Source organism: Halomonas korlensis (assembly GCF_900116705.1).
Taxonomy (GTDB): domain Bacteria; phylum Pseudomonadota; class Gammaproteobacteria; order Pseudomonadales; family Halomonadaceae; genus Halomonas; species Halomonas korlensis.
Map to the genome: position 1 here is coordinate 255421 of NZ_FPBP01000002.1, position 12901 is coordinate 268321.

At 50.7% G+C, this 12901-nt stretch carries 12 protein-coding genes; all 12 read right to left on the bottom strand.

All coding sequences use genetic code 11. The features are described 5' to 3' along the window. Window positions 1-3: 3 nt before the first annotated feature. Entirely contained in the window at window positions 4-1092 is a 1089-nt protein-coding gene (locus BM341_RS03900; protein ID WP_089793101.1) for a glycosyltransferase, read from the bottom strand. Next, window positions 1085-1684 carry a serine O-acetyltransferase gene (locus BM341_RS03905; RefSeq protein WP_089793103.1) on the bottom strand — a complete coding sequence of 200 codons (600 nt, stop codon included), beginning with the start codon at window positions 1682-1684 and terminating at the stop codon, window positions 1085-1087. The genes BM341_RS03900 and BM341_RS03905 overlap by 8 nt, the downstream gene beginning before the upstream one ends. Next, a complete protein-coding gene (locus BM341_RS03910; protein ID WP_089793105.1) occupies window positions 1681-2937 on the bottom strand; it encodes an O-antigen ligase family protein in 1257 nt (418 codons plus the stop codon). The genes BM341_RS03905 and BM341_RS03910 overlap by 4 nt, the downstream gene beginning before the upstream one ends. Before the next feature lie 82 nt (window positions 2938-3019). Continuing rightward, entirely contained in the window at window positions 3020-4033 is a 1014-nt protein-coding gene (gene galE / locus BM341_RS03915) for a UDP-glucose 4-epimerase GalE (RefSeq protein WP_089793107.1), read from the bottom strand. Window positions 4034-4051: 18 nt separating this feature from the next. Then, a complete protein-coding gene (locus BM341_RS03920; protein WP_089793109.1) occupies window positions 4052-5440 on the bottom strand; it encodes an undecaprenyl-phosphate glucose phosphotransferase in 1389 nt (462 codons plus the stop codon). 2 nt (window positions 5441-5442) lie between these two features. Continuing rightward, on the bottom strand, window positions 5443-6435 hold the full coding sequence (locus BM341_RS03925) for a glycosyltransferase (protein ID WP_089793111.1): 993 nt from the start codon (window positions 6433-6435) through the stop codon (window positions 5443-5445). Between the two features lie 21 nt (window positions 6436-6456). Beyond that, window positions 6457-7599 (bottom strand): UDP-galactopyranose mutase, encoded by a 1143-nt coding sequence (glf, locus tag BM341_RS03930; protein WP_089793112.1) that lies wholly within the window; start codon window positions 7597-7599, stop codon window positions 6457-6459. Then, a complete protein-coding gene (locus BM341_RS03935; protein ID WP_089793114.1) occupies window positions 7596-8495 on the bottom strand; it encodes a glycosyltransferase family 2 protein in 900 nt (299 codons plus the stop codon). Before BM341_RS03935 ends, glf begins: the two co-directional genes overlap by 4 nt. Window positions 8496-8503: 8 nt before the next feature. Next, window positions 8504-10042, bottom strand: coding sequence for a beta-1,6-N-acetylglucosaminyltransferase (locus tag BM341_RS03940; RefSeq protein ID WP_089793117.1), 1539 nt, complete (start codon window positions 10040-10042; stop codon window positions 8504-8506). Window positions 10043-10046: 4 nt separating this feature from the next. Continuing rightward, window positions 10047-11069 carry a glycosyltransferase family 2 protein gene (locus tag BM341_RS03945; RefSeq protein ID WP_089793118.1) on the bottom strand — a complete coding sequence of 341 codons (1023 nt, stop codon included), beginning with the start codon at window positions 11067-11069 and terminating at the stop codon, window positions 10047-10049. Beyond that, window positions 11066-12028: a hypothetical protein gene (locus tag BM341_RS03950; RefSeq protein ID WP_139232968.1), complete on the bottom strand. Its 963-nt coding sequence runs from the start codon at window positions 12026-12028 to the stop codon at window positions 11066-11068. The genes BM341_RS03945 and BM341_RS03950 overlap by 4 nt, the downstream gene beginning before the upstream one ends. 10 nt (window positions 12029-12038) lie before the next feature. Further along, on the bottom strand, window positions 12039-12893 hold the full coding sequence (locus tag BM341_RS18925; protein WP_139232969.1) for a hypothetical protein: 855 nt from the start codon (window positions 12891-12893) through the stop codon (window positions 12039-12041). Between the last annotated feature and the right edge of the window lie 8 nt (window positions 12894-12901).

Sequence of the window (12901 nt, forward strand, 5' to 3'; positions counted from 1 at the left end):
AGGTTATTTTGTGAGTTCAATGTATTGGCTGGCGACAACAGCCGGCAGAAAGGCTTGGTAGTGTTCAGAGGTAATGACAGGGGGCTCACGCAGGATATCTGTAATCCTTCGCCCAAATAGACAAGGGTCACCCATCGGCACTAGGCAAGTCTGCAAACCTGCTTTGAGAATCTCTCGAGGCCCCGAAGGGCAATCGGTACTTACCACTGGCGTACCACATACCAGAGCCTCGGCAATGACCCTCCCGAACCCTTCATAATCGGAGGAAAGAAGTAAAAGATCCGCATGATGGATATAAGGATACGGATTGACCTGCTTGCCAATAAACTTGACCTTATCTGCCAGACCCAAGGTATGTGCTAATGCTTTGGCTTGTTCCTGTTCACCATCCCCTACAATGACAAGCGGATGGACGACGCCACTCACCCGATAAGCCTTCAACAACACGTCATAGCGTTTCTGCCTTCGGTCTAGACGACCCACATACACGATATATTTCTCGAACTCCACTTGCTGAAGCATCAATTGCTGTATGGAAATCGCGTCAATCACATTATAAATAAGGCGTGCTTCGCGGGGAGCTACTTTATACTGTTTTAAGGAATCGAGTATACCTTGTGAAATAGCAATCACGCGCCGCCCATGATACAGGCGGCTAAGTTTTCGTAGCTTCCTATGGCTAGGCCGTTTATGTCCGAAAAAAGCTGCCACTGGGTCCGTTCGTATGCACAGCCAAGCCTGTTCTGCGAGAGATGAGCGATTCACGACCTGATGGCTATAGTGCAGGTTGGCAATAACGAGGTCATAATGCTGTGGGTCCTTATCGACCCATTGGTCTAATTTCTTTGCATGGAGACGATAACGATGCAGCTTTTGCCAAAAATTACGGTAGCGAAACGGAATAGCATGCACCGTCATGGCTTCTGTATCGTGTCGCATAATGTCATCACTCAGCACCACGATAGTAACCTTGCAACCCTGTCCGATCAGCGCCCTTGCCAAATCGAGAATCGAAATAGGCGCACCACCCCCGCCCAGATGATCCGTGATAAATAAAAATCTTTTGTTCGAGCATGCGCTATATTCATTCATGGGAGTTATCTGTCAACAGACGAGACATTGAGGCTTTGCGTGAACCTGTTCTATCATTTTCATTCAAACTTCTGATGATTTTAGCTGGCATACCTGCCAATACGATATTATCCCCGAAGGGCTTAGTGACAACTGCATTGGCACCAACAAGCACGTTATTTCCGACACAGCCATTCCCGACAAATTTGGCGCCCGGGTAAATGGTAACGTTATTACCTATACGCAAAATGCGATTGTCCTTTTTTTGAGGTGATGCCCCAATCGTTACTTGCTGGAAAATACGCACATTGCTGCCTATCTCCGCACCACCACCAATAACAATTGAGGTAGGATGAGGAAACTTCAGCCCAGCGCCGATTTGGGCATCGTGGCCGACATGCACGCCATAGCGTCGAGCCAGGCGATTCAAACTCCTTTCAGACAGCCATACAAAACCAAGACCTTTCAGCAACTGACCGATACGAAGCATGACGACCGCCTGACGGTTAGGTGAACCAAAAAATCTGACCTTGAGTAGTCGCAGCAATCTCCAACGCGACTTGGATTTGAGAACTTCCTCATCACAGCAATCGAGAAACTCTTTCCACCTCATCGCTGGTTATTCCTTTTGGTCACTCGAAACTGCGCCCACAACACCACCAGCCAGAAGGCATACACCATCACGCCACTGTTGTGTTCCATCAGCGTCTGGGTCAGGCCAAAATCGATATAGGCGACCGGTAATAACACTCCGGCCACCGCCAAAGCCCGTACTTCCAGATTGGCTGCATGGATTTGCCTCGCAAACAATGTCATCGGCACCAGATAGAGGGCCAGCAAGGCCATCAGGCCGATCACACCACGTTTGGCGGTGGCGTCGATGAATTCGTTATGGGCATGGTCATAACGTTGAGCCACATAACGGTTGACCACACCCTGCTCGCTCAGCTCGAGCATCGCCTCGTGGTAGCCGTTGCTACCCCAACCGACCAGGGGCTTCTCCTGAATCAAGTGCAGCGCACCTTTCCACATCTCGAATCTCGCTCCCACCGAAGACGTTTGGCTCTCGCCCGAGAGATAGCGCGAAACGTCACTGAAGGCCTCCTTCGATCGCTCCTGAACTCCAGTCTGTGGCAAGGCATACACTGACCCGGCGCCTACTAATACTATGGCGATGACACCAAGTTTAAATTTGGTCGGCAAGTCGCGCCCATAGCCCCGATAGAGTACCAACATGATGAAGGGAATACCCACCCACCCCCCGCGGCTGCCCGAGAACAGCGAGCCCAGAATGCCCCCCAGCGCACCAAGTAACAAGAACGTTACCCACCACTTGGCGCGTGCTTGCACCACGGCCCAGCCCAGGCCTGCCAGACACAGGATACCCAGCAGCATGCTGATGTTGCCGAACTGGATCACATAGGTGAATCCTCCTGCTCGCCACTCGCCTTCAACCAGCTTTTGCCAGCTTGCCCAGCCACCCGACGATAAGGCTCCAACTGCCGCCCCCGACCAGAGCGCCGCCTGGCGAGGCGGATATGTCATCAGCAGCAACATCGCTGGCAAAGCAAATAAAAAACGGCTGGGTTTATCAAGGCCGCTGGTTCCCTGCCCGTCGATGAGGGACTCAGTCATCCAGATCAGCGCATAAGCAAGCATGACCGCGATGATGCACCAGTCGTCTCGCCCTAACGCGACATGCTGCCGATTCAAGATCAGCACCACGCTCCCCAACAGCAACAGCCCTGCCCCCAGCGAATACCCACTAGGCACAATCAAGGTGATGGCACCGAACAGGAACACAGCCAGGCTGGTGTAATACTGCATCGGAAGGAAGGCGGGTACTGAGCGGAACAGTGACGACATCGTGTGGTATGGCTCCAAGTGAAACGAAATGGCCGGCATGAAAGCCGGCCATTCTAGCAAATTCAGGAAACGTTGCCGTGACTCAGCCGCGGTAACCGTCCGGGTTATTTGACTGCCAGTGCCAAGTATCGCGGATCATGTCATCCAGCGAGAATTCCGCTCGCCAGCCGAGTTCTCTGGCCGCCTTGTCCGCATCCGCCCAGAAGGCCGGTAAATCTCCATCGCGCCGGGGAGCAAAGCGGTACGGCACCTTCTGCTTCGTCACACGCTCAAAGCTTCTGACCATCTGCATCACCGAAAACCCACGCCCAGTTCCTAGGTTATAAGTATGGACACCCGGCGTTTCGACTTGTGCCAACGCCTTGAGATGGCCCACTGCCAAGTCCACGACATGAAGATAGTCCCGCTCGCAGGTGCCATCCTCTGTCGGATAATCATTACCGAAGACAGAAAGTTCCTTGAGTCGCCCCACGGCCACTTGCGAGATGAAAGGCATCAGGTTGTTGGGAATTCCTTTGGGATCCTCCCCAATTAAGCCGGAAGGATGCGCACCGATGGGATTAAAGTACCGCAACAAGGTAACAGACCAACGAGGGTCCGTGGCACTTAGGTCTTCCAGTATTTTCTCGACCATGGCCTTGGACGCCCCGTAAGGATTGGAAGTGGACCCTCGCGGCATTGTTTCCTCATAAGGTATGGGCGCTTCGCTGCCATATACGGTTGCCGAAGAGCTGAAGACGAGGCGATGAACGTCGGCAGCCGCCATTACCTCGCACAGTGACAAGGTGCCATAGACATTATTCTCGTAGTATTCAATTGGCTTGGAGACGCTCTCACCCACAGCTTTCAATCCGGCGAAGTGAATCACCGCATCGATATCATACCGGGTGAACACAACCGTCAGGTTTTCGCGGTCACGTATATCACATTTTACAAATTCGAATGATTTGCCGGTGATCTTCTCAACCCGCTGAAGCGCCAACTCGGAACCATTGCAGAGGTTATCAACTACCACCACACTATGGCCCGCATTCAACAACTCAACCACTGTATGAGAACCGATATAGCCGGCACCACCAGTCACCAACACTTTCATGCAATAGCCTTTGAGTGGTTAATAAGCATGAGGATGAAAAAGCCCACGCCAAACAGTCAAGAATAGAATCTTAAGGTCAAGCCAGACTGACCAATTATCGATATACCAAAGATCATACTCTATACGCATCTTTAGGTCGGTATCGCCCCGCCAACCGTGCACTTGGGCCCAACCAGTAATACCTGCATGTACCATATGTTTTTGCATGTAACCTGGGATTTCGTGCTTGAATCGTTCAACGAAAACTGTCCGTTCCGGTCGCGGCCCCACAAGGGACATATCCCCTTTTAGCACATTAATCAACTGGGGCAACTCATCAAGACTCGATCGCCTTAGCCAACGGCCAATACGTGTGGTTTTCTTGTGCATGGCATTCCCCCAATTGATACCATTACTCTCGCTATTCAAAGGCATGGTGCGAAATTTCAACATTTGGAAAGGCACACCATTCCAACTAGTGCGTTCCTGACGATAAAGCACTGGCCCTTGGGATGTCAGCTTGACTGCGATAGCGATGAGCAACATCAGTGGAGAAAGAACCAACAATGCAATCCCAGCCAAGATTTTGTCTTCAAGTGCCTTGATGAAACGGGCCGCCCCGCTCATCGGGCTACAACTCATATCCAGCAAATAGAGCCCCGCCACTGTCGAGATATCATGATTCAACAATCGTAATCCCTGCATATCCGGCAAGTAGCGAACATTACCAATACAGTGAACAAGATCGCGCAATACCTTCTCCACCGCCAAGCCACGCGAAAGCGGCAGGCAAACCCAGATTTCATCCGTGCTCACATTGGCATCCATTTCACTATCGAACGCACGGCAGTCTTTAATCTCAAGCGTTGAGCATCCTGCCGCATCCATCAGTCGAACGGCCACAACGTCGAAACCAGCTGATGGCTGTTTTCTGATGTGTTTCAGAGCTGTCCTACAGGACTCAAGGTCCCCGACCAGCATGACGTCCTTGCGATTACGTCCTTGGCTGCGAATCCGATTCAAGATGGGATAAGCAAGTGTACGAACTCCTACGCTCAATACGAAAGAATTGATCAGCCATAACCCCAGCCAGATGCGCGAAAATCTTGCCCCTGTCTTGCTGAAGTAGAGGTAGGCAAAAATCATCGCAGCGAGTATTACGAAAGCATGAGCGATGCGCACTACCAGCTCGACCCGTACGGCTCCGCGCCATGAGCGATAGATGCCACAAGAGGAGAATACAATAAGCCCCAACAACGTCCCAGAGAGCATCATCCATTGATAGCGCTCCACCATATCTACCAATGAGCCGAAACGCATCAAGTAGGCAAGAAAGCCTCCACCGAGAAATGCTGTGGCATCGACCGTTCGAGCAGCAATATGGGAATATGGGCCAAAGCCCGACAATGTCTTGGCGTTCTTGGCCATGATCAGGAATACCGCTTAACAAGTTCATCGTGTGAGCGTCGCGTTCGGCCACGCAACGCGTCACTCACTGCTGTCCACCAAAGCTTCAGATAGCGACGCTTATCATCATAATGGCGCACCGCAAACAGCCAACCCAGCACCTTGATAGGCACAACCAGGGCGAACCAAGGCCCCGCCGCAATGCGATACATCACTAGGCCATTGCGATAAGTATAGTAAGCCTTCCACAAAGGAGCATAGGCTACTACGTTATTGCTGAAGGTAGAGCAATCATGAACAAAATGAATATTAGGAAGGAACATATGTCGCCCCCCCGAACGGCTTAGCATTAGCGTGTAAATAATGTCATCGCCGTATATGAACAGTTCGCCGCGTGGTAGTCCAATGCGCCTTACCGCTTCTGCACTAACGAAACATCCCACAAAAGATGATGAGTCAATCGCCACCCGATCAGCATCTTTACGATAGTAGCCATCAGGAATATGGAAGCCTTCACGCGAACGCCCTGTCGTTACCCCCAAGATGGTGCGCAACAGCAATCGCCCATGCCAGAATGGATTCCAGCTAGGGCGATTCATTTCACAGATGCTGCCATCGGGGTAAAAGACAGCTGCAGCGGCGCTATCGACTCCCTGCAGGTCCTGAGCCATGAACTGCGCGAGAGCACCTGGCGCCGGCCGGGCATCGTCATCGAAACACACGAGCCAGTCAGGGGAAAACCGTTCAAGCACTTCACGGAAACCGATTTCGAAGCCTCCGGCCCCGCCCAGATTTCTCTCGGGTGTGAGGACAATCAGCCTCGCCTCATCAAGTGCGGCTAACCACTCGCGGCTTCCATCGGTAGAACCATTGTCTACCACCACCAGACCGCACACTGGCTCATCGAGCACGGCACACACAGCTTGCTTTAGGTATTCAATACGATTGAAAGATACAACGACAGCGGCCAACCGTATCGGGTTGGCCGCCGACTCGCGATGCTTTTGCTCAGGCATTCCGTTGGCTAGCCTCTTGGCCTAGATCTCGACAAAAAACGCCGGGACAGGTTGTTGATTTTCATTACAATTTAGAAAGTCGCGTGCAGTATCCAATGCTTCGCGAATGGTCACATCCATATCGAGGTAACGATAAGTTCCCAAGCGGCCGACGAAGGTGACATTCTTGACCTGCTGGGCCTTGGCCACATAATCAGATAACAGTGCCTTCTCCTTAACCAGACGAATCGGATAATAAGGAATATCATCTACCTCACAAAACCGACTATATTCGCGATAACAGATGCTTCCTTCGTGTTCCTCCCAGGGCGAGAAATGCTTGTGCTCGGTAATGCGAGTATAAGGCACCGATTCCTCTCCATAGTTCATCACTGCACAGCCCTGGTAGTCGCCCTGATAGGTGAAGCGCTCAAAATCCAAGGTCCGATAGCCCAAGCGCCCTAGCTTATAATCGAAGAAGCCATCCAGGGGTCCAGAAAAAAATACGTGATCGAAGTCGGCGGCTTGGTTGCGTTCGAAACGAGTATTCAATTGCACAACGATATTCGGATGATCGAGTATGCCCTCCACCAATCGGGTATAACCATGCTCCGGCATGCCCTGGTAACGGTGAAAGAAGTAGTTATCGTTGTAGTTGAAGCGAACTGGCAGGCGCTTGAGAATGCTGGCTGGCAGCTCGCTAGGGTGACACCCCCACTGTTTCTGGGTGTAACCCTTGAAGAAAGCCTCATAAAGCTCGGGCCCCACAAAACGTAACGCCTGCTCCTCGAAGGTCAGGGGGTTCTCGATGGACATGTCCGCCTGGGCCTCGATGAAGTTTCGGGCCTCGTCGGGGCGCATCGTCTTGCCGAAGAATTGATTGATAGTGTGCAAGTTTATCGGTAGCGAAAAGACCTGGCCACGCGAGGTCGCCTTCACTCGGTTCACATACGGCTTAAAGGCCGTGAAGCGATTGACATATTCCCATACCTCCTGATCGTCGGTATGAAAGATATGCGGGCCGTAGGTGTGGACCATTACGCCGGTTTCAGCGTCGCGTTCGGTATGGCAGTTGCCCGCGATATGTGAACGCTCGTCCACGACAGTGACTTCGTGGCCTGCCTCGGCCAATTCCCGGCCAATTACAGCTCCTGAAAAGCCAGCTCCGACCAGGCAATATTTCATTTGCCACCTCGCAGCCGCGCCCAGAGAACCCTTGGATGAAGACTACGGAGCTTTGGATAAAACAGATTCAACTTTTCACCTAATCGATTGGCATGGACGCCCGGCTCAGCCGCGGCCATGATATGGCCCAAAGTAAGCGAGCCATTATCCATAGCTTGGCGAATATGTCGATTGATGATCAATGTTCGGTAGTGCTGGTGCGTTTTCGACTTGGTGATCGAGTTGTCGGAGCTGTCCCCACGGGCCGTATCGCGCACATGGTAACAAGCCGTGGTATCCGGAACATAGGCAATATCGAAATGCTTGATGAAGCGCAGGTTGAACTCCCAATCGCCAACCACTGGCAGTGACTCATCGTACCCTTCCAGCAACTCAAGAGCTTGATGCGAGTACATGAAGGCAATTGGCATGAAGGGATTGTTCTGTACCACGCGTGGAATAGTGAATGCCGTCACCTCAGGGAGGAATACCGAGGTATTACGAGTCACGATCTGGTTATCTACGACCGCTTCCACCACCTTAACAGTATGTGCCACCGCCCCCTGCACACTATCATGCTGTTGTAATCGCAATACGCCGACGCACACCTCCAGAAAGTCCGGAGCCCAGCTGTCATCATCATCATGAATCACATAATAGTCAGCTGAAAAGTCTTTCAAGCCGATATTACTGGCCGCCTCCATGCCAACGGAGGCGGGATTATGCACTACTGAAACCCTCTCACGAATATCCTTACTCAGCTGCGCAGCGGCGAGGTCAACAGGCTCGGGATCTCCCCCATCGTTGACGATGGTGCAATGCCAACCTTTGAAGGTCTGTTGCGTAATACTGATAAGAGCACGCTCGAGGAACAGTGGACGATCCTTCGTCCGCGTGACAATCTGCACGCTAGCCATGAAATATTCTACCTCTTGTAACGCTGAATAATATCGACCAGGCGTGCATGATCCTCGGCATCGACAACATGAAAATCGCAATCCCTGTCTTTCATGAGTTGCTGGAGCTTGCTGTTTAACTCATGCTCTTTGCGGTGTCGCCGGCTCACGTGAAAGAGCTGCTGCAAGTCATGCTCGCCCTCTTCCAGACCAGAGCTATCGTCCAGCAAGATAACCGCGAGGTTATGTTTCCAGCGCAGCACCTCCAGAAACTCCGGTGCCTCCTCTCCCATCGAGAACACGACCCGGGTACCTTGTGGGTGTTGAGCCACCAGATCACCCAAGAAGAATGGCCAGCGATGGCGTGCGACAGCAGGCTCAACGCGACGATACCCCGCTACTGCCTCGCGGCCTTCACCGAAGTCGATCATATCGGCGCGTAGCAGGTCTCCGTAAGTCACCGTGTCGGGTACCTGCTTGATGGCCTGCAAGGCTTGCCGCTTGAGGCTGTCATCAAGGGAAAAAACCACAACCAAAGGTGCAGGTATTGTTTTACAGAAGGCAACAGGGTCAGTAGGAGCTACCGCTAAAGAGCACCAGGCCTGTGCCTGAGTAGCGCGGCTAAGCGCCAGTGAGGCAATGAAGCGCTGTCGGAATTCCTCGTAGTGAGTGTCGATATAAACCTGATACTCCGCTTCACTCATGGCGCCAATGCGACTTAGGTTCTCCTTGAGGGCAAGGGCGCGTAGAGAAATCTTACGGGCAAAATATTGGGTCTCGCCCAACAACTCGGGCAAGGCATCGTCATAATAGATACGAGGCACGCCCCAACTGTTGAACTGGTAGCGTGTCAGGGGCGCCTGGCTGATTTCGCTGGCGGGTACGAGGTTGGCCACCATGGTCTGGAAAAACATCTCATCGGGAATCCATGTATAACGATAGAAGTGGCTCAGCTCCTCATTCTCATCAAGTAGCTTCAGCACAGCATCGACCGTCTCGACACGCAGACACCACCATTGGGACCCCATGAAAGGCGTGTGATCCAGAGGCAGCCTGCGCCTTACACCCAGTAGCTTCTGGACTTTGTTGGCTGCACGGAAGCGAAATTCCTGGAAGCGCCAATTGAAGACATGGTAATACTCCCAGCGCTCCTCCTGAATACCATCGGTGACCCACCGGCTGGCCTGGGCGTCGACCACCTCGATATGATCCTTTCCGCTTTTCGCTAGGTGACTACTCAAGCGCTCCACCGGCTTGACCGGCATGCAGGAACCCGAGATGAGCATCAAGTAGTCACAATTATATCCATGGCGCTTCGCCAGAGTCAGGCAGTTGAGTGTGGCCTGGATGATAGACCACTCACCCCAAACCACCTTAACTCGCTCCGCCAGATACAGCTTGCCAGGCAAGTTCTCGAGACCCCAACTGCTACAGTCGGCCTCTAGATCATGCGGAGAGCTGGCATCGTAATGCAGAAAAATATCCGCACTGGCTGACAGCAACGACACGATCAAGTGCCGAAGTTGATCGGGACTTTCATGAGCCAAGAGTACGAACGACACCTTCATTGGCTTACCATTCTCCCTTGTTGATCAGCCCCAGCCGCGCCAAGGTTCGCCAATCCTCATATTTCTCGGATATCATGGGTTCATACAGGCCCTGACGATTCTTGATAACCTGATCGTATTGTTTGTATTCTGCTGAGTCATTGAAATGCTGCTTGGCTATCAGTTCCTTCTCGACCTTGCCCCGAAGCTGACTGATAAACTTGAAATGCAAGAGGGCGCCTGTCGTATGAATTGGTGAGCAGGTCTCATTGAGCCGCCTCGGCACAACCATATGCATCGATTCCACATAGGCGAAGTGCGGTTTCCACTTCACCAAAGGCACCTTGTTCAAGGCCGGTGCACTCTCTGGCTTACGCTTGGAAAAAACCCGACGCCTTACGCCACCTTGCAGCCAGATATTATGCAAAGGTTCGGAATATGTTTTGACGTAACCTGACTTATCAAAAAAACTGCATGCAGATAATGGGTCCGCTCCCTCCTCGTAGAAGCACTCCTCGACAGGTCGATCACCATACATGTCCACCATGCAGGTAAACAGCGACTCCTGCCGAATAGATGAAAGATAGGAGGTTAGTTCCTTTAAATCACGCGTATCAATCTCAGGATACACAAGAAACTCATCAGGATCACAGGTTATACACCAATGGCCGCTGCCATATTTTCTCAGCAAATAGTTGACCCAATGCATACCAAAGTTTGAAGCCTTGTAACTTGCCTCAGTATAAAAAGTAGTCACATCCTGCTGGCCCGCCACCACCTCATTAAAATGATCGGAAGATGCATTATCGACCAGAAAAAAGTGACCAACTCCCAACTTACGATAGTAATCGAGAAAAAAAGGAAGGCGGTGCGCTTCATCTTTCATTACTGAGAAAAGGATAATGTCATTTATTTTTATTTTTTTTCGGTTATCCTGCTGGACATTAAACTCTCGTGAATGCTTAAAAGTACAAAGATGAAGCGTCGCAAACCTGACTACCATCTTTAGTTTATCTAGCACCCAGCTCAACAATGCTTTAAGCCTCAAACTGGCACTCCTATTGACCCTTGGTCTTGACAGAGACGCTTCAGCATCTCGGGGATATAGATACGATAGGCTCGTTCATCGTTGACAAAGGCTGGAGTCTTTCGCTCTTGGCCTAAGTCACTTTCATCGAAGAGCTTTTCTTTACCAAAGTACTTTTTGGCTACTGCTCGATTCGATTTATCAAAGTGGTTAAGCACATATTCGATTTGCGAACTGGTGAAGATATCCTTTCTTCCATTATCTTCTATTACATTTACTTCTTCCAGAACCGATAGGATACGCTTTCTAGCTTTCGGGGGCAGATGATAAAGGTCCAGTCTTCGGACAATATCCAGGCGGGCTGTCGTCAAGGAGGCATTGCCGTCTTGGTAAGGGTTCAGCCAGCGCTGATCAATCCCGACATGAGAAAGGAAATCCGAAACTGTATCCTTGATCCAACCTGTTCCTGCTACATTGATATATAGTTGCTGCCGAGGAACCACGCTGACAATCCGATCAAGCAGACACTTATAGTCAATCCAATAGAAGTCTTCCATGTGATTAATGAAGAACTCGGGAGTTGCACTGGAAAACTTCGAATCCCATGGCCACTTTATATGTTGGTTGTACCAAGATTCTAGCCAGCGATCCTGACGCTTGAGATAAACGGAGGCCGTGACATCGAAGTGCGTGGAAAGTAGTGAAAGCCAGCTTTCGATGTCGATCAGGCAAAAATCTTCCGAAGACAAAATCACTTGTTTCGTCAAATCGTTGCACTCTGCCTTAATTCGGCTCACAACTTCTCCCGGAGCTACTTTCCCTGACTTCAGTTGCCAAGCGAGCTTTACATGGCGATGGTGCACGCCAAGTTTTGGGTATAGTATTCCATGGCTTTTGAGTATTCCGACACTACCAGATAAAGCCTTGTGTATTGACGTTGTACCGGTGCGATGGATCCCAAAGTGAATATGGAGCTTCATGAATCAGCCTTTATTCCGGAATATAAGTGAACCGCGGATCTCGCCTGATGATTTCCACCTCCTTTTCATAACGCTCCTTGAATGTATCAAGCTGGGCTTTGGTAAACGGCATGAAAGGATTAGATTTGGTAGTCTGCGGGTGGTTGTCCATCATGCCAACTAGTCTACGGGTCGACTGGTCTGAATAAGACTCAGCATACAGCTTGACAATTTCATAGGCTTCTTGGGAAATCTTCGACCTCTTTACCCAGCTACCTTGGCTGGCCTCAGATAATTCTAGCCGCTTGCCAATTAGCTCATGTAAGTACTTGTCACCATCGACTACATACTTGAAATCGTTGACATATATATGCTTGGCACCAACCAATGCCAAGTCTTCCAACATTGGTAGCCAGCTTATATTCTTGCTGCTGATTCCCGACATATAGTCTTCAAATGCAAGAAACTTAAAGTGTCTTAACGATTCTGAATAGCGAGACACCAAATAATCGGGAAAGCTTCTAATAGTGACATATATTTCTACATCACATCCTTCGAGACCGCTGTGTACCTTTTTCACTTTCTGCTTGGCCCAAGGATAGAAGGCTTGTCGTCGGGGAGCATCGGTACCACCCAGAATATTCTCATCTGAAATAATCAGGCGGTTACAGTTCATAAATGGAAAAAGGGCATCAAAGACTGCTTGCTTACCAAAAGAAATATCGCCGAGTTTAGATGTCAAACGCTTTCTTAGCTCATCCAGCCCAATATAATTAATCCTGTTTTTTTTAAGCTCTTCTCTGCTATTCCACAACCTTGACTGCACATAAGTAGTAGCAGTCTTGTGCACACCCAAGTGCAATGCTATCTGCGGTTTGATTAACACTGAGGGCT

Excerpts from the sequence above, each read along its gene's own strand:
- BM341_RS03900 (WP_089793101.1), bottom strand. The coding sequence starts at position 1,092 with ATGAATGAATATAGCGCATGCTCGAACAAAAGATTTTTATTTATCACG.
- BM341_RS03905 (WP_089793103.1), bottom strand. The coding sequence starts at position 1,684 with ATGAGGTGGAAAGAGTTTCTCGATTGCTGTGATGAGGAAGTTCTCAAA.
- BM341_RS03910 (WP_089793105.1), bottom strand. The coding sequence starts at position 2,937 with ATGTCGTCACTGTTCCGCTCAGTACCCGCCTTCCTTCCGATGCAGTAT.
- galE (WP_089793107.1), bottom strand. The coding sequence starts at position 4,033 with ATGAAAGTGTTGGTGACTGGTGGTGCCGGCTATATCGGTTCTCATACA.
- BM341_RS03920 (WP_089793109.1), bottom strand. The coding sequence starts at position 5,440 with ATGGCCAAGAACGCCAAGACATTGTCGGGCTTTGGCCCATATTCCCAT.
- BM341_RS03925 (WP_089793111.1), bottom strand. The coding sequence starts at position 6,435 with ATGCCTGAGCAAAAGCATCGCGAGTCGGCGGCCAACCCGATACGGTTG.
- glf (WP_089793112.1), bottom strand. The coding sequence starts at position 7,599 with ATGAAATATTGCCTGGTCGGAGCTGGCTTTTCAGGAGCTGTAATTGGC.
- BM341_RS03935 (WP_089793114.1), bottom strand. The coding sequence starts at position 8,495 with ATGGCTAGCGTGCAGATTGTCACGCGGACGAAGGATCGTCCACTGTTC.
- BM341_RS03940 (WP_089793117.1), bottom strand. The coding sequence starts at position 10,042 with ATGAAGGTGTCGTTCGTACTCTTGGCTCATGAAAGTCCCGATCAACTT.
- BM341_RS03950 (WP_139232968.1), bottom strand. The coding sequence starts at position 12,028 with ATGAAGCTCCATATTCACTTTGGGATCCATCGCACCGGTACAACGTCA.